This is a genomic window from Streptomyces sp. NPDC059256 (genome assembly GCF_042753785.1).
In the GTDB taxonomy this organism is placed as follows: domain Bacteria; phylum Actinomycetota; class Actinomycetes; order Streptomycetales; family Streptomycetaceae; genus Streptomyces.
In genome coordinates, this window is the sequence record NZ_JBHYZO010000014.1 from 134,815 (window position 1) to 152,339 (window position 17,525).

Consider the following 17,525-nt stretch of genomic DNA (forward strand, 5'->3'; position numbering starts at 1 on the left):
ACAAGAGGAGCTCGGGTGAAACAGGTTGTGCAGAACTACAAGAGCGGCGAGCTGGCGCTGCTCGACGTGCCGGTGCCCCGGTGCAAGCCGGGCGGCGTGCTGGTACGGAGCTCCTATTCGCTGATCTCCACCGGGACCGAGCTCATGAAGGTCTCCGAGGCCGGTATGTCGATGCTGGGCAAGGCCCGTTCCCGGCCGGACCAGGTGGCCAAGGTGGTGCAGAGCGTGGCCACCAACGGGGTGCCCGCCACTTACCGCAAGGTGATGGGCAAGCTGGACTCCTACACCCCGCTGGGCTACTCGCTGTGCGGGGTGGTCGAGGAGGTCGGCCCGGGGATCGACGATGTGAAGGTCGGCGACCTGGTGGCCTGCGCCGGCAATGAGCACGCGTTGCACGCGGAGCTCAACTGGGTGCCGAAGAACCTCTACACGCCGGTGCCGGACGGTCTCTCACCGCGGCACGCGGCCTTCGGAACCGTCGGGTCGATCGCGTTGCAGGGCGTCCGCCGTGGCGAGTCACAACTCGGGGACGTGGCACTGGTCATCGGCCTGGGGCTGATCGGGCAGTTGGTGGTGCAGTTGCTGGCCGCCTCGGGAGTACGCGTCGTCGGTGTCGACCCCGACCCGGTGCGGTGCGAGATCGCCGAGCGGCTGGGTGCGGTGGCCTGTGGGGATCCCGCGTCCGCGGCCGTGGAGAGCGCCGTCGCCGAGCTGTCCGACGGCCATGGGGTGGACCAGGTGTATCTGGCCGCGGGTGGGGGCAGCAATCAGCCCGTCGAGCTGGCCGCCCGGCTGAGCCGGGACCGCGGCCGGGTCATCGACATCGGCAAGTGCCGCCTTGACCTGCCGTGGAACGCGTACTACATGAAGGAACTCGACGTCCGGTTCTCCCGCTCGTACGGCCCCGGGCGCTACGACCCGGAGTACGAGCTCGAAGGCCGGGACTACCCGATCGGCTATGTGCGCTGGACCGAGCGCCGCAATCTGGCGTGCTTCCTCGACCTCATGGCGCGCGGTCGCATCGACGTGGAGCCCCTGGTCTCCCACATCGCCGACTTCGATGACGCAGTGACGACGTACCAGAGCCTGAAGGACGGCGATCTGAAGGCCGTGGCGGTGCTGTTCCGCTACTCCGAAGGCTCCGATCACCCCGCAGGCCATGGCGTATCGGAGAAGGCGGCCGAAGCGGTCGCCCCGGTGATCACCGTGCCTGCGGTGCGACGCGGCGGTGGAGCCTCGGTCCCGGCCCGGTCCGCCAAGGCATCGGTACGGGTGGGCTTCATCGGCGCGGGGAACTACGCGACGTCGATGCTGCTGCCGCACCTGGCCGGGCGCGACGGCGTGGAGCTGTCCACGGTCGTCACCACGACGGCGCTGTCCGCGGTCAATGCGAAGCGGAAGTTCGGCTTCGACGAGGCGACCACCGATCTCGACGCCGTACTCGGCGACCCCTCCATCGACGCGGTGTTCGTCGTCACCCGGCACAACTCCCACGCCGAACTGACCCGGAGAGCGTTGCTGGCCGGCAAGGCGGTGTTCGTGGAGAAGCCGTTGGCGCTCGACCAGGACGAGTTGGCGGGCGTGCTCGCGGCGGTGGAGGAGTCCGGCAACGACCGGCTACAGGTGGGCTTCAACCGCAGGTTCGCACCACTGTTGCAGGAGGCCAGGAAGCGGTTCGGTACCCGGACCGGTCCGGCGAGCCTGCGCTACCTGGTCAACGCGGGCCGCCTGGAGCAGGGCAGCTGGTACCTCCGCCAGGACACCGAAGGGTCGCGGTTCGTCGGCGAGGGCGGGCACTTCATCGACACGGCGAGCTGGCTGCTCGCCGCCGACCCGGTGTCCGTGTACGCGGTCGCCACGTCCGGCAGCGAGGGCGGCGGCGACCTCCAGATCGTGCTGGGCTACCCGGGCGGGTCCACCGCCACCATCAGCTACGTCACCAGCGGCTCACCCGGCTTCCCCAAGGAGACGCTGGACCTGATCGCCGACGGCAAGGTGTTGCGGCTCGACGACTTCGTCCGTGCCTCGGTGTACGGCCGCAAGCGGTGGAGCAGCCCGCGGCTGGCCAAGGCCCGTGACAAGGGCCAGCGCGCCGAAGTGGGCGCATTCCTTGAGGCCGTGCGGACCGGGGGGCCGATGCCGATGCCGCTGGAGTCGTTGGTCGCCACCACGGCCGCCACCCTCGCCGTACAGACCAGTCTGGCCGGCGGCGCGCCGGTGACGTTGGCGAGTGGCCGATGACCACGAGCACGTCCTTGGGCTGGTACCTGCGGAGGCTGTCGCGGATGGGGCCGCGGGAGGTCGGCGGCCGGGCGGGCGACGCGGTGCGCAGACGACGCTGGCGCTCCGGGCTGCCGGACGGCCCGAGCGTGACCGACGCCCGGTTCACCGCGGTACTGCCCGTCGGGACGATCGCCGCGGTGCCACCGGACGCCGCGAAGCGTCTGATCGCCGAGGCGGACCGGCTGATGGCGGGGCAGGTCGAGTACTTCGGTGTGGTCCGCGACGACCTGGACGAACCGGACTGGTGGTACGACCCGAAGACCGGGCGCCGGGCTCCCTGGGGCTACGCCTTCGACGTGCCGTACCGGAACGAGGACGCGGCCGGGGACATCAAGCAGATCTGGGAGCTGTCCCGGCACCAGTACCTCACCGTGCTCGCCGCCGCCTATGCGATCACCGGGAACGAGCAGTACGCGGAGCGGGTGGCCACGCATCTGCGGTCGTGGTGGGCGGCCAACGCGCCGCTGCGGGGCGTGCACTGGATCAGCGGCATCGAGCTGGGGATCCGGCTGCTCTCCTGGGTGTGGATCCGCCGGCTGCTGGACGGCTGGTCGGGCGCGACCGCGCTGTTCGAGGGCAACCCGGTGGCGCTCCAGCAGATCTGGCACCACCAGCGCTGGCTGGCCGCCTTCCCCAGCCGGGCGTCTTCGGCGAACAACCACATCATCGCTGAGGCGGCCGGGCAGTTCGCCGCGGCCTGCGCGTTCGGGTGGTTCCCCGCATCGGAGCGCTGGCGAACCGACGCACTGCGGTCACTGGAACGGAACCTGCGCGGCAACACCTTCGGCTCCGGCCTCAATCGCGAGCTGGCCACCGAGTACCACGGACTCGTCCTGGAGCTCGGCCTCGCCGCGGTGGCCGAGGCGGATGCCGCCGGCGTGCCGGTCCCCGACACCATCCGGTTGGTGCTGCTGCGCATGACCGATGCGCTCGCGGCCATCGTGGACAACCGGTTACGGCCGCCGCGCCAGGGGGATGCGGACGACGGTCACGGCCTGGTCCTGGACGGCGCCGGGACCGACCGCTGGGGCTCGCTGCTGACCACCGGGGACGCCGTGTTCGGCGGGCTCAGCTGGTGGCCCGCGGTGACCGGCACCGATGTGCGCACCCCGCTGCTGGCCGCGCTCATCCGGCCGTACGCGCGGGATGGAAGCGCAGCGGCAGCGACCCGCCCGACAGACCGACCGGCCCACTTCGCCGATGCGGGGCTCACCATCCTGCGCGGTCCTGCGGGGATCTGGTGCCGCTGTGACGGTGGTCCGCACGGTTTCCTGTCCATCGCCGCACATGCCCATGCGGACGCGCTGTCCGTGGAGGTACGGCACGACGGGGTGGATGTGCTCGCCGACCCGGGGACCTACTGTTACCACGGGCAGCCCGAGTGGCGGCAGTACTTCCGATCGACCCTCGGTCACAACACCTTGCAGTTGGACGGCGATGACCAGTCCGGCTCCGGTGGCCCGTTCCTGTGGACCCGGCACGCCCGCAGCCGCGTCCTGGTCGCGGACACAGCCGGAGGCGCCGAAGGAGCGACGGCCCGTTGGTCCGCCGAGCACGACGGCTACCAAGGCTCGGTGCACCGCCGTCGGGTGGAGCTGACCGCGGCGAGCCGGGAGTTGCGCGTGGTCGACGAGGTGCGCGGCCCGCGCCGGTCCGCCCGACTGGCATTCCACCTCGGGCCGGAGATCACAGCGGACCTGGTGGGAAGCCGGGCAGTGCTCACCTGGACCCGGGACGGCGAGGACCGCTCCGCGGCGCTCGACCTGCCCGAACAACTGCGCTGGCAGGCTCACCGCGGCGAGAGCAACCCACCGCTGGGCTGGTACTCCCCCGGCTTCGGGCGCAAGGAACCCACCACAACGCTGGTCGGCACCGGCTTCACCGACGGCGCCGCGCCGTTGGGGGAGTTCACCACCGTGCTCACGTTCCACGACTAGGGGGATACGTGGGAATCAAGTGGCGGAACTGGGCGTTACCGGTGGCGGCACCGGCCATGCTGGCAACCGGCTGTGTGGGAACACAGGGCGCCCCGGCGGAGCCGACCGTCGCCCCTTCCACCTCAGTGGCCCGGACCGTGGCACGGGTGTGCGCCAAGCCGGTGGCCGGGCCGTCGCAGGCACCCGCGGGCGCGGTGACGATCGATCCCGCGGTGGTCGGCGATCTGGCCACGAAGACCCGGAACAGCCCCCCGAACAGCACGTTCTGGCTTCGACCGGGCCAGCACAGGCTCGAACCCGACCGCTACGCCCAGGTCATCCCCAAGAAGGGGAACCGCTATCTCGGTGCATCGGGCGCGGTGCTCGACGGCCGGCGGACCAATCAGTACGCGTTCGGCGGCAGCGCCCCCGATGTCACGATCCGCCATCTGACCGTGCAGGGGTTCGTCGCGCCGCACAACGAGGGCGTGGTCAACCATGACTCGGCCGATGGATGGGTGGTCGAGCACTCGACGATCCAACACAACTCCGGTGCCGGGTTGATGGCCGGCGCCCGTCAGCGGGTCCGCGCCAACTGTCTGCGGAGCAACGGTCAGTACGGATTGAACGCGTACAAGACCAGCGGCCTGGTCAGCGACCTGGTGGTCGAGGGCAATGAGATCGTGGGCAACAACACCCACGACTGGGAGCGGCGGCGGCCCGGCTGCGGCTGTACCGGAGGCGTCAAGTTCTGGGCCGTCAACGGAGCCGACATACGTGGGAACTGGGTGCACGACAATCGCGGGGCCGGGTTGTGGGCGGACACCAACAACAATGACTTCCGCATCGAGGACAATGTGCTCGAAGCCAACGACGGTGCCGCGCTGATCTACGAGATCAGCTACAACGCGGTCATCCGGAGGAACACGATCCGGCGGAACAACTGGGTCGAGGGCCGCCGGTACGCCGAACGCGGCGACAGCTTCCCGCTCGGAACCATCTATCTGTCCGAGGCCGGCGGCGAACCACGCATACCCGCCCGCACCAACCGGATCGAGATCTACCGCAACGTTCTGGAGAACAACTGGTCCGGAATCACCCTCTGGGAGAACGCCGACCGGTTCTGCAACAGCCCGGCCAACACGTCATCCGGCGACTGCACACTGCTGGTGCGGGACGTCCGCCGCTGCGCACAGCCCGCGATCGCCACCACACCGCTCCTCGCCGACTGCCGGTGGAAGACCCAGCGGGTGGACATCCACGGAAACCGCTTCGTGCTGGACAAGTCCGTCGTCGGGTGCACGGTGAAGTGCGACCGCATGGCGGTGCTGGCCAACTACGGCACCTATCCGGACTGGTCCCCGTACCAGGGCGAGCGGGTGGCGGAGGCGATCACCCACGAGCAGCGCAACCGCTGGCACGACAACGTCTACCTCGGCCCGTGGAAGTTCGTCGCCCACGACCCGAGCCGGGTCCTCGACTTCGGGCAGTGGCAGAACGCGCCCTACCAGCAGGACGCGGGCAGCACCCTTGACCTACGGGCCGGTGATTGAGATGGGCGGGGAGCTACGGCGCGGTGGGTCAGCGAGCGGACCGGCCGACACAGCCACCACAGACACTGCGGACGCACAGCCCGGCTGGGAACCGCGCCCTGTCGGCACGCCGAAGGCCGTCGGGCTGGTCTGGGGGTTGCTGATCCTCAACACGCTCGGCTCCGCCGGGGCGAAGACCATCATTCCGCTGCCACGCTCCCTCATCCAGATGGTCACCATGGGCGCGCTGCTCGCCGCGTTCACACTGGCACTCGCGCTCAACCTTCGGCTGCGCATCCGAGCCAGCGCCTTCTTGCTCCTGCTCACCCTGCTGTTGGTGCCGAGTGTGATCTCCAGCGTGCACCTGGAGTCCGGGTTGGGCGCGCTGTTCCGTTGTACCCGGCTGGCTCTCTTCGTCGGGACGCTATGGCTGCTGAGCCGCTGGTGGGACGGAGGGGTGCTGTTCGTCCGGCACCACATCCGGATGTACTTCGCGGTGCTCGGATCGGTGGCGGCCGGCGCGGTGATCTCGCCGGGCGCTGCCGTGCCCGAGCTCTACGGTGGCCGGCTGGTCGGCGCGTTGTGGCCGCTCACCCCACCACAGATCGGACAGTACGCAGCGGTGATCATCGGGCTTACCGTGCTGCTCGTACTGGGCCGTCGGGCCGACAGGACCAGCGCGGTGGTGATCATCGTGCCGTCACTCGTCCTGCTCGCGTTGACCCACACCCGAACGGCCACGCTCGGCCTGCTCATCGGATTGGTGCTGGCGATCGGCTCGCTCGTCCTGACGAGCGCCGCCGCCCGTCGGTTCTTCGCCTGGGCGGTGCTGTGCGCCGTGGTGGCAGCGGTGGCGCTCAGTTCCGCGCTCCAGGCGTGGTTCCTACGCGGACAGAGCCAGGAGAACTTCTCCAACCTCACCGGTAGGGCCAAGGTCTGGGACGCCTTGCTGGCGGCCCCTCGGACCACCTCGGAGTACCTGTTCGGCGTGGGCCTGGGCGACAAGTCGTTCGGCGGGCTGCCGATCGACAACAGCTGGCTGGCCGTCTACCACGAGCAGGGCCTGTCCGGTGCGGTCATCGTGGCGGCGATCTTCCTCGTGCTGGGCGGTGTCGCACTGCTCCGGCCGCCTTCGCTCCAGAGGGCCTGTGCGATCTTCCTGATCAGCTACTGCGCCATCGCTTCGTACACCGAGGCGGGGCTGGGCGACGCCTCGCCGTATCTCCTGCATCTGGCCGTGGCCGCCTCGCTGCTGACGTCGACCGCCGCCACCACACCACTCTCGACGCCCGCAGTTCCACGACGACGTCTCCCGCGCTTTGCCCGGGGATCGGAGGTGACCTGACCATGCACGTTCTCGTAGTACACAACCGCTACTCCTCGGCGCAGCCGAGCGGGGAGAACAACGTCGTCGACCGGGAGGTGGCACTGCTGCGCGCCGCCGGCCACCGGGTCGAGTTGTTCGAGCGACGCAGCGACGACATCGCGGGCCGGTCCCTGCTGGGCAAGGCCGCGTTACCCCTCCTCGTGCCGTGGCACCCGGGGGTCCGCTCGGAGCTCGCCGCCCGGCTCCGCAGCGACCGGCCGGACGTCGTACACGTCCACAACGTCTTCCCGCTCCTGTCGCCGGCAGTACTGGCCGGCTGCGCCGACGCCGGGGTGCCCGCCGTCGCCACATTGCACAACTACACCCAGGTCTGCCCGCCCGGCACCTTGCAGCGGGACGGCCGGCCGTGCACCGAGTGTGTCGGATCGACGCCGTTGCCCGCCGTCCGGCACGGCTGCTACCGGAACTCCCGGCTGGCGACGGTACCGCTCGCGATCAGCCTTCTCGTCAACCGGCAGCGGTGGTGGTCCGGCGTGGAGCGGTTCTTCTGCATCTCCGCGGCACAGCGCGAAGTGCTGGTGCAGGCCGGCATGCCGGCCGAGCGACTGGCGGTGAAGCACAACTTCGTGCCCGAGCCGGGCACCCTCCGCACCGATGGCGGCGACCATCTGCTCTATCTCGGCCGACTCGCGGAGGCCAAGGGCGTGCGGCTGCTGATGGCCGCGTGGGACGAGATCACCGCCGAAGGCGGTGTCGGCGTACCGCTCGTAATCGCCGGCACGGGGCCGTTGGAGGAGGAGGTGACGGCCTGGGCCGCGGGCCGGGACGACGTGCGGTACGTCGGTCTGTACGACCCGGCGCAGTGCCGGCAGGCCATCGCGCGATCGGTCGCGGTCGTGGCCCCCTCGACATGGCTGGAGGCGTTCGGCCTGGTGGTGGCGGAGGCGATGGCGGCCGGGGTGCCGACCGTCGCGGCCGGTCACGGCGCCTTCGTCGAACTCGTCGATGACGGCGTGAGCGGGCTGCTGCACCGGCCGGGCGATGCGGCCTCGCTCGCGTCCTGTCTGCGCCGGATCACACGAGAGCCGGACCGCAACCGGGAGATGGGGCGGGCGGCCCGGCGCCGTTATGAACTGGACTTCAGCCCGACGGTCGGGCTGGAGCGCCTGGTGGATGGATACCGCACCGCGATCGCGGGACGGTCCGGCGACGGGGACAGCCCGCCGCCGGTTGGGGACAAAAGCACTGGCTCGCGGCGGGGACCCCGCGCGAGCAGGGATGGGGACAGTAGATGACACCGTGCCGACTCTGTGGCTCGGCGGCGATGGCAAGCGTCGTCGATCTTGGAGCGACCCCGCCGTGCGAGAGCTTTCTCGCCGCGGACCAACTGGAGCGACCGGAGCCGGCGTATCCGCTGCACTTGCAGGTCTGCACCGACTGCTGGCTCGCTCAGATCCCACCGCTGATCAGCCCGGAGGAGACGTTCACGCAGTACGCGTACTTCTCGTCCTACTCGACCTCCTGGGTGGAGCACGCGCGCACGTTCGTCGCCGACGCCGTGGAGCGGCTGGGACTCGACTCCCAGGCCGAGGAAGCCTTCGTGGTCGAGGTCGCCAGCAACGACGGGTATCTGCTCAGGCACCTGGTGGACCGAGGTATCCGCTGCCTCGGCGTCGAGCCGTCGGTGAACGTCGGCGCCGCGGCGCGCGACGCGGGCGTACCCACGCTCACGGCCTTCCTGGACCCGGCCACCGGTGCCGCCGTGCGTGCCGAGCACGGTCCGGCGGACCTGGTCGTGGCCAACAACGTGTACGCACACATCCCCGATGTGGTCGGGTTCACCAAGGGGCTGCGGGCCCTGGTCGCCGACGATGGCTGGGTCTCCATCGAGGTACAGCACCTGCTGACCCTGATCGAGCAGAACCAGTACGACACGATCTACCACGAGCACTTCCAGTACTACACGGTCGCGTCCGCGGCCCGGGCGTTGGAGAGCGGCGGGCTCTCGCTCGTGGATGTCGAGTTGCTGCCCACGCACGGCGGCTCCATCCGGCTGTGGGCCCGGCCGACCGAGGTGGCCGGCGAGCCGACCCAGCAGGTGGCCGAAGTGTTGGATCGGGAGAAGGCCGCCGGTCTCCAGGAACTGTCCGGTTACACCGAGTTCGCCGCTCGGGTGGCCAAGGTGCGCCGGGACCTCCTGCGGTTCCTCATCGAGGCGGCCGAGCGCGGCGAGAGGGTCGTCGGGTACGGCGCACCCGGCAAGGGCAACACCCTGCTGAACCACTGCGGCATCCGGCCGGACCTGCTCGCGTACACGGTCGACCGCAACCCGTACAAGCACGGCAGGTTCACCCCGGGCACCCGCATCCCGATCCTGCCGCCCGAGCAGATAGCCATCGACCGCCCGGACTACGTGCTCGTCCTCCCCTGGAACCTGCGGACCGAGTTGGTCGAGCAACTGTCCTTCGTACACGAATGGGGCGGCCGGTTGGTCTTCCCCATCCCGGAACTGAGCATTGTCGAGGTCGCGTCGTGAAGGAGATCGCAGCATGAAGGTCGTACTGTTCTGCGGCGGTTACGGGCTGCGCATGCGCAACGGAGCCTCCGACGACGACATGCCCAAGCCGATGGCGATGGTCGGGCCTCGGCCGTTGATCTGGCACGTCATGCGCTACTACGCGCACTTCGGGCACACGGAGTTCATCCTGTGCCTCGGCTACGGGGCCCAGCACATCAAGAACTTCTTCCTCAACTACGAGGAGACGCTGTCCAACGACTTCGTGCTGCGCAACGGGCGCGCCGAACTGCTGTCCAACGACATCGCCGACTGGACGATCACCTTCGTGCAGACCGGCATCGAGTCACCGATCGGGGAGCGGCTGCGCCGGGTGCGACACCATCTGGACGGCGATGAGATGTTCCTCGCCAACTACGCTGACGTACTCACCGACGCTCCCCTACCGGAGATGATCGATCGGTTCACCCAGCGCGACGCCGGTGCGTCGATGATGGTGGTGCCCCCGCAGTCCTCCTTCCACTGCGTCGACCTGGGCGAGGATGGCCTGGTGGGAGGCATCACCGCCGTGAGCGAACTCCCCCTGTGGGAGAACGGCGGCTACTTCGTGCTACGGCAGGAGGTCTTCGACCACATCCCGGAGAGCGGGGACCTGGTCGCCGACGGCTGCGCCCAACTGGCCAAGCGCGGCCGGCTGATCGCACACCAGCACCGCGGCTTCTGGAAGCCGACCGACACCGTGAAGGAGCGGGCGGCGCTCGATGCCGCATACGCCCGGGGCGACCGTCCGTGGGCCGTGTGGGAGCGGAGCGGCGCGCAGGCGAATGTGACCGAAGGGAGGCCCGCGTGATCCGACTCGGAACGGGACCTCTGAACCAGGTCGTCGTGGTCGGCGCGCACTGCGACGACATCGCCATCGGGGCCGGCGGCACGCTGCTGGCCATGTGCCTGGCACGGCCGGGCATCCGCGTCGACGCGTTGGTCCTCTCGGGCGGTGGCAGCGAGCGGGAGCAGGAGGAGCAGGCCGCACTCGCCGCCTTCTGCCCGGGCGCCGACCTCCGGCTGACCGTCCTCAAACTGACGGACGGCCGACTGCCCGCGCAGTGGGACGAGGCCAAGGCCGCGGTCGAGGAGTTACGGGGGCGGACCGAGCCGGACCTCGTACTGGCGCCACGCACCGAAGACGCACATCAGGACCACCGCGGCCTGGCGAAGTTGATGTCGACCGCCTTCCGCGACCACCTCGTGCTCGGCTACGAGATCGTCAAGTGGGACGGGGATCTGGGCCGTCCGGTGGCGTACCAGCCGCTGTCGCCGGAGCTCGCCGAACGGAAGGTGCAGCTTCTACAGGAGCACTATGCGTCCCAACGGCACCGGCCCTGGTACGACCGGGAGGCATTCCTCGGTCTGGCACGGATCCGGGGCATCGAATGCCACGCACGCTACGCCGAGGCGTTCGCCGTCACCAAACTCACTCTCGACCTGGGGGAATGAACCATGCGCGTGCTACTGACCGGACACCAGGGCTATTTGGGCACCGTGATGGCCCCGGTACTCGCAGCCGCCGGGCACGAGGTCGTCGGCCTGGACGCCGGACTGTTCGCCACCTGTGTGTTGGGCCCGACGCCAGCGGACCCGCCGGGGCATCGGGTGGACCTGCGCGACATCACGGCCGAGCACGTGGCCGGGGTGGACGCCGTGATCCATCTGGCCGCGCTCTCCAACGACCCGCTGGGAGCGCTGGCACCGGACCTCACCTACGACATCAACCACCATGCGTCCGTGCACCTGGCCCGGCTGGCACGCGACGCCGGAGTGCGACGCTTCCTGTACGCGTCGACCTGCTCGGTCTACGGGGCCGCGGGCGGTGACGGCCTGGTGACCGAGGACGCCCCACTGCGCCCGGTGACGCCGTACGCGGAGTCCAAGGTCCGGGTGGAGGACGATCTGCACGCACTGTCCGACAGCGACTTCACCCCGGTCTACATGCGCAACGCCACGGCGTTCGGCTACTCCCCCCGGCTGCGCGCCGACATCGTGCTGAACAATCTGGTGGGCCATGCGCTCCTGTCCGGCGAGGTGCTGGTGCTCTCCGACGGCACCCCCTGGCGCCCGCTGGTACATGCCGCCGACATCGCACAAGCCTTCGCGGCGGCACTGATCGCGCCTCGGGAAGCCGTGCACGACCGGGCGTTCAACATCGGCAGCGAGATCAACAACGTCACGGTCGCCGAGATCGCCGAGCAGGTCGCCGAAGCGGTCTCCGGCTCACGGGTGGTGATCACCGGGGAGGCCGGTGCCGATCCCCGGTCCTACCGGGTGGACTTCTCCCGGTTCCGTGCCGCGGTGCCCGACTTCGCCTGCGAGTGGTCGGTGAAGCGGGGTGCGCTCGAACTCGCCGACGCCTACCGGGAACACGGGCTGACCAAGGAGGACTTCGAGCAGCGCTTCACCCGGCTGGCTGTGCTGCGCGCGGCGCTCCAGCAGCAGGGCGCCGGCGCCGTCGACGAAACCCTGCGGTGGCGCCGATGACCGCGGCAGGCGAGCAGATGCACGAACTGGTGGAGCGGCTGTACCCGCTGTGCCGGAGCATCACGGGCGACGGTGTGCGCGCCACCTTGGAGATCGTCGGCGAGTACATTCCGCTCCAGGTGCACGAGGTGCCGACCGGGACGCAGGTTCTCGACTGGACGGTGCCGCAGGAGTGGAACATCCGGGACGCCTACATCGCCGACGCCGCCGGCAACCGGGTCGTCGACTTCGCGGCATCCAGCCTGCACGTGCTCGGCTACAGCGTGCCCGTGTCGGCGACCATGCCGCTGGCCGAGCTGCGCGAGCACCTGCACACCCTGCCGGAGCATCCGAGCTGGGTGCCGTACCGCACCAGCTACTACAAGCCGGACTGGGGGTTCTGTCTGGCCCAGGAGACCTTGGACGCGCTGCCGGACGGCGACTACGAGGTGCGCATCGACTCCACGCTCGCCGATGGCCATCTCACCTACGCGGAGCACGTGGTCCCCGGCCAGATCTCCGACGAGGTGATCGTCTCCTGCCATGTGTGTCACCCATCGCTGGCCAACGACAACCTGGCCGGCATCGCGGTGGCGACGTTCCTGGCCCGGGCACTGGCGCAGACGACGCCGTACTACACCTACCGGTTCATCTTCGCGCCCGGCACCATCGGGGCGATCACCTGGCTGGCCCGCAACGCGGAGCGGGTGGGTGGGACATCCACTGCTGCGGGAGCCCCTCTCGGTGGAGGGTCGAGGGAGGAGCCGAGAGCCGGCGGAAGGGTCGAACACGGTCTGGTGCTGGCCTGCGCGGGCGACCCGGGCCAACTGACGTACAAACAGAGCAGACGTGGCGACGCGGAGATCGACCGGGTGGTGCGACATGTGCTCCATGCCTCCGAACGCCCCCACCGGATAACCGAGTTCACTCCGTACGGCTACGACGAGCGGCAGTTCTGCTCGCCCGGGTTCGATCTCGGGGTGGGCTCACTCAGCCGTACCCCGTACGCCGGCTACCCCGAGTACCACACCTCGGCGGACAACCCGGACTTCGTCTCCCCGGAGGCGATGGCGGACACCCTCGCCGTCTGCCGTGAGACATTCGCGGTGCTGGACCGCAATCGGCGGTACCTCAACCTCAGCCCCTACGGCGAACCACAGCTGGGACGGCGCGGGTTGTACGAATCACTCGGCGGCCGAAGCGATGCGAAGCAGGCCCAGATGGCCATGCTCTGGGTGCTCAACCTCTCGGACGGCGAGCACAGTCTGCTGGACGTCGCCGAGCGGTCCGGGCTTCCGTTCGACACCGTCGCCGTCGCCGCCGACGCCCTCCACGGCGCCGGGCTGATCAAGGCATGACGCCGATGACCACCGGGAGTCAGAACCCGAGCACGGCGGAGCCCTCGGCGGCCCCGGCCGAAGGCGGCCGGCCCAACGCCAAGCGCGCCATCGTCGGCCGGTTGTCCTGGGGACTGGCCGATCAGGCGGTCTGCAGCCTGACCAACTTCGCGGTGGGAATCTATGTGGCACGCTCGCTGGGGCTGGCCGCGTTCGGTGTGTTCAGCCTGGCCTGGTTGACCTACGGCGTGGTGCTCAGCGTCTCCCGCGGGCTGGCCACCGACCCGCTGATGGTGCGCTTCAGCGGTGTGGAGGTCGCGTCCTGGCGCGGGGCGGTGGCCAGCTCGTCGGGTACGGCCCTGGGCATCGGTGCGACCGTGGGAACGCTGTTCCTGCTGGTCGGACTCGCGCTGGGCGGCCAGTTGGGGATCGCGTTCGCAGCGCTCGGCCTCGTCCTGCCCGCACTGCTCCTGCAAGACGCCTGGCGGTTCTCGTTCTTCGCCGCCGGCACCGGGCGGAAGGCGTTCGTCAACGACCTCCTGGGGGGCATCGCACTCATCCCCGCCATGGTGGTGGCGGCCCGCGTGGACACCGTGGCCGCCTTCGTGCTCGCCTGGGGCACGTCCGCCGCGGTGGCCGCGGTGTACGGCTGCCTCCAGTCCGGTATCCGCCCCCGGTTGACCGGAGCGCGCGAGTGGCTCCGCCAGCACCGCGACCTCGGATACCGGTACCTGGTCGAGAACGTCGGTGTCAGCGGCGCGGCCCAACTGCGGGCCTACGGACTCGGTCTGATCGTCGGGGTCAGTGCGGTGGGTGTGATCCGGGGCGCCGAACTCCTACTCGCCCCATTCCTCGCCGCACTGATGGGGCTGTCGCTGGTCACCGTGGCGGAGGCGGCACGGGTGCTGCGGCAGGCGCCGCACCGGCTGCGCATGTTCTGTCTCCTGCTCGGTGGCGGGCAGGCCGTCGCCGCCCTGCTCTGGGGCGCGGCGCTGCTGCTGGTGCCGGACCGGTTCGGAGAGTTCGTGCTCGGCGCTGTCTGGCACTCCGCATCGACGCTCATCGTGCCGGCCACACTCGGTGTCGCGGGCGCCGGCCTCGGCGTCGGCGCAGCGGCCGGGCTGCGCGCGCTCGGCGCGGCCCGACGCAGCCTGCGCTGCCAACTGTTCGCCTCGGCCTGCTATGTCAGCGGTGGGCTCGGCGGAGCCGCCGTGGCCGGCACGGTCGGCTCGGCCTGGGGCGTGGCCGCCGCGACATTGAGCGGGTCGGCCGTGTGGTGGCTGCAGTTGCGGTCCGCCCTGCGTGAGCACCACCAGAACTCCCTTCGTGAAGTGAGGACACCATGACCGCATCTCGCCGCATTCCACGGTTGAGCATCGGCCTGCCCGTGTACAACGGCGAGGAGTACCTCGCCGAGGCGTTCGACGCCCTGCTCGGCCAGACCTACGAGGACTTCGAACTGGTCGTGTCCGACAATGCGTCGACCGACGGGACCGAGGACATCTGCCGTCGGTACGCCGCGCGGGACTCGCGCATCCGGTACGTCCGGCTGCCGAAGAACATCGGCGCCGCACCGAACCACAACCATGTGTTCACCGAGTGCCGCGGCGAGCTGTTCAAGTGGGCTTCACACGACGACCTGTACGCCCGGGACCTGCTGCGACGCTGTGTGGAGGCGTTGGACGAACGGCCGGAGATCATTCTCGCCCACACCGGCCAGGCGGTCATCGACGGCGACGGCCAGGTGAAGGTCCCGTACGACTACGGGCTCGCCACCGACTCGCCGCACGCGCCGGAGCGCTTTCGCAGTCTGCTGTTCGAGCCCGGTGGTGACGACTTCTACGGGGTGATGCGGGCCGATGTACTGCGCCGGGTGAAGCCGCACGACAGCTACCACCATGCGGACCGCACGTTCGTCGCCGAGATCACCCTGCACGGGCCCTTCCACCAGGTGCCGGAGTTGATGTACTTCCGCCGCGACCACCCCACGCGCGCCGAGCGGGCGAACCCGGGCAAGCGCGCCCGGTGCGTCAATCTGGACCCGCGGCGGGCAGGGGCGCTGCATCCGACGCCCCGGTTGCTCGCCGAGTACGTCTGGGGCTTCGTCGCGGCGATCCGGCGGGCGCCGTTGTCCCCGGCCGACCGGCGGGCGTGCTACGGCCACCTGGCCACCTGGATGACCAGCCGGGTCCGGCCGGGCGCAGGTGAGCGGGTCGAGGACCGCGCCCCGGTGGACCCGAGCCGGCTCACCGTCTCCGTCGACGCCCTCGTCGCCGGCCGTGAAGGCAGGCAGGCGTGAAGTCCCCGCACGGAACCCCGGTCCCGGTGCGTGTCGGGGTGTTCGGCCTGCTCGGCTCCGGCAACCTCGGCAACGACGGGTCGCTCGAAGCCATGCTCGGGTACCTCCGTGCCGAGCACCCGGAGGCGGTCGTGGACGCGCTGTGCGGTGGGCCCGAGGTCGTCGAGGCCCGGTACGGGATTCCCGCGACACGACTGCACTGGTACCGCGGGGAGTACCGGACCGCCTCACGTGCGGGCGCGATCGCGGGGAAGGGCCTGGGCAAACTCGTCGATGTCTTCCGCACCGCTGCCTGGGTGCGCCGGCACGACGTGGTGATCATCCCGGGCATGGGCGTCCTGGAGGCGACGCTGCCACTGCGGCCGTGGGGCTTCCCCTACTCGCTGTTCCTGCTCTGCGCGAGCGGCCGGCTGTTCGGTACCCGGGTCGCACTCGTCAGCGTCGGCGCCGCCACGATCGGCAGCCGACCCACGCGCGCCCTGGTGCGCTGGTCGGCGCGGCTGGCAACGTACCGGTCGTACCGGGACGCCCCGTCCCGCGACGCGATGCGGGCGATGGGCGTGGACACCGCGCGTGACGAGGTCTATCCCGACCTGGCCTTCGCGCTGCCGACACTGCCCAGGACCGGAACCGGCACGCCCCCTGGGGCGCCGGGCCCGGTCTGCGTCGGTGTCATGGCCTTCCACGGCAGCAACGACGACCGCGCCCGGGCAGAGGAGATCTATCGGCGCTACCTCGACGGGACGACCCGCTTCGTCCGCGCGCTGGTCGACGACGGCAGGCCGGTCCGACTGCTCACCGGCGACGGGGTCGACGCGGCGGTGGTCGCCTCGATCCTCGACACGGTGAAATCGCCGCTGGTCACCGCTGCCGAGGCGGCCTCGGTGACCGATCTGATGAAGGAGATGGCGGCTGCCGACACCGTGGTGGCGACCCGCTACCACAACCTCATCTGCGCACTGAAGGTCGGTACGCCGACGCTCTCGCTCAGCTATGCGGCGAAGAGCGACGCGCTGATGGCTCAGATGGGACTGGAGGCGTACTGTCACCCGGCCCGCGAGGTCGACGCCGACCGGCTGCTCAAGCAGTTCCGGGAGCTTGAGCAGAGCTCGGCTGAAGTCCGACGCACCCTCACCGAGCGAAACGCGGTCGCCGCCCAGCACCTTGAGCGCCAGTTCACCGCCTTGACCGCGGCCCTCTTCCCGACGACCGACCACTCCCACACCACCACCCTGCGGAAGGCTCCATGAAAGCGATCGAAGTCCCGGCCATCACTGGCGCATACCAGTTCGAGCCGACCCCGTACGCCGACGAACGCGGCTTCTTCTGCCGCACCTTCGACGCCGACGTGGTCCGCTCGGTGGGCCTCGACCCGGACGCCTTCGTCCAGTCCAGCGTGTCCCGCTCGGTGCAGGGGGTGTTGCGCGGCCTGCATCTGCGCTCCGGAGCCGGCGAGGCCAAGTTGGTGCGGTGCTCGTACGGGCGGATCTTCGATGTCGTCGTGGACCTGCGGAAGGACTCGCCGACCTACCTCAATCGGGCCTTCTTCGAGCTGTCCGGCGAGACACAGGTGACCCTGTACATCCCAGCGGGGTGCGCGCACGGCTTCCAGGCACTGACCGAGACCGCCGACGTCTCGTACCGGATCGACCGCCCGCACGATCCGACCGAGGATGTGACGATCGCCTTCAACGACCCCGAGCTCGCCATTCCCTGGCCGCTGCCGATCACATCGATGTCCGCACGGGACCGGGAGGCACCGAGCCTCGCCGAGGTCCTCCAGCACCAGAAGAGCTGAGGTTCGG

14 protein-coding genes are annotated in these 17,525 nt (G+C 70.0%); all 14 read left to right on the top strand.

The features are described from left to right. Positions 1-15 precede the first annotated feature (15 nt). The 14 genes from ACFXJL_RS25835 to rfbC are packed head-to-tail and all read left to right on the top strand — an operon-like array spanning position 16 to position 17,518. A complete protein-coding gene (locus ACFXJL_RS25835; protein ID WP_384696118.1) occupies positions 16-2,241 on the top strand; it encodes a bi-domain-containing oxidoreductase in 2,226 nt (741 codons plus the stop codon). Next, positions 2,238-4,220 (top strand): alginate lyase family protein, encoded by a 1,983-nt coding sequence (locus tag ACFXJL_RS25840; RefSeq protein ID WP_384696121.1) that lies wholly within the window; start codon positions 2,238-2,240, stop codon positions 4,218-4,220. Before ACFXJL_RS25835 ends, ACFXJL_RS25840 begins: the two co-directional genes overlap by 4 nt. A gap of 8 nt (positions 4,221-4,228) precedes the next feature. Then, positions 4,229-5,752, top strand: coding sequence for a right-handed parallel beta-helix repeat-containing protein (locus ACFXJL_RS25845; RefSeq protein WP_384696123.1), 1,524 nt, complete (start codon positions 4,229-4,231; stop codon positions 5,750-5,752). Position 5,753: 1 nt separating this feature from the next. Continuing rightward, positions 5,754-7,076 (top strand): O-antigen ligase domain-containing protein, encoded by a 1,323-nt coding sequence (locus ACFXJL_RS25850; RefSeq protein ID WP_384635419.1) that lies wholly within the window; start codon positions 5,754-5,756, stop codon positions 7,074-7,076. A 2-nt stretch (positions 7,077-7,078) separates the two neighbouring features. After that, positions 7,079-8,353, top strand: coding sequence for a glycosyltransferase (locus ACFXJL_RS25855; RefSeq protein ID WP_384696126.1), 1,275 nt, complete (start codon positions 7,079-7,081; stop codon positions 8,351-8,353). Beyond that, complete coding sequence (locus tag ACFXJL_RS25860; RefSeq protein WP_384696128.1) at positions 8,350-9,594, top strand: class I SAM-dependent methyltransferase; 1,245 nt, start codon at positions 8,350-8,352, stop codon at positions 9,592-9,594. Before ACFXJL_RS25855 ends, ACFXJL_RS25860 begins: the two co-directional genes overlap by 4 nt. 13 nt (positions 9,595-9,607) lie before the next feature. Beyond that, positions 9,608-10,423 carry a glucose-1-phosphate cytidylyltransferase gene (locus ACFXJL_RS25865; RefSeq protein ID WP_384696131.1) on the top strand — a complete coding sequence of 272 codons (816 nt, stop codon included), beginning with the start codon at positions 9,608-9,610 and terminating at the stop codon, positions 10,421-10,423. Next, positions 10,420-11,067, top strand: coding sequence for a PIG-L deacetylase family protein (locus tag ACFXJL_RS25870; RefSeq protein WP_384696133.1), 648 nt, complete (start codon positions 10,420-10,422; stop codon positions 11,065-11,067). The genes ACFXJL_RS25865 and ACFXJL_RS25870 overlap by 4 nt, the downstream gene beginning before the upstream one ends. A gap of 3 nt (positions 11,068-11,070) precedes the next feature. Continuing rightward, positions 11,071-12,105 (top strand): NAD-dependent epimerase/dehydratase family protein, encoded by a 1,035-nt coding sequence (locus ACFXJL_RS25875; RefSeq protein ID WP_384696136.1) that lies wholly within the window; start codon positions 11,071-11,073, stop codon positions 12,103-12,105. Then, positions 12,102-13,442 (top strand): DUF4910 domain-containing protein, encoded by a 1,341-nt coding sequence (locus tag ACFXJL_RS25880; protein WP_384696139.1) that lies wholly within the window; start codon positions 12,102-12,104, stop codon positions 13,440-13,442. The genes ACFXJL_RS25875 and ACFXJL_RS25880 overlap by 4 nt, the downstream gene beginning before the upstream one ends. Next, entirely contained in the window at positions 13,439-14,767 is a 1,329-nt protein-coding gene (locus ACFXJL_RS25885) for a hypothetical protein (RefSeq protein WP_384696142.1), read from the top strand. The genes ACFXJL_RS25880 and ACFXJL_RS25885 overlap by 4 nt, the downstream gene beginning before the upstream one ends. Next, positions 14,764-15,720, top strand: coding sequence for a glycosyltransferase family 2 protein (locus ACFXJL_RS25890; RefSeq protein WP_384634932.1), 957 nt, complete (start codon positions 14,764-14,766; stop codon positions 15,718-15,720). Before ACFXJL_RS25885 ends, ACFXJL_RS25890 begins: the two co-directional genes overlap by 4 nt. After that, positions 15,717-16,970, top strand: a complete 1,254-nt coding sequence (locus ACFXJL_RS25895; protein ID WP_384696145.1) for a polysaccharide pyruvyl transferase family protein — start codon at positions 15,717-15,719, stop codon at positions 16,968-16,970. Before ACFXJL_RS25890 ends, ACFXJL_RS25895 begins: the two co-directional genes overlap by 4 nt. Further along, positions 16,967-17,518: a dTDP-4-dehydrorhamnose 3,5-epimerase gene (rfbC, locus tag ACFXJL_RS25900; RefSeq protein WP_358880527.1), complete on the top strand. Its 552-nt coding sequence runs from the start codon at positions 16,967-16,969 to the stop codon at positions 17,516-17,518. The genes ACFXJL_RS25895 and rfbC overlap by 4 nt, the downstream gene beginning before the upstream one ends. Positions 17,519-17,525: the final 7 nt, after the last annotated feature.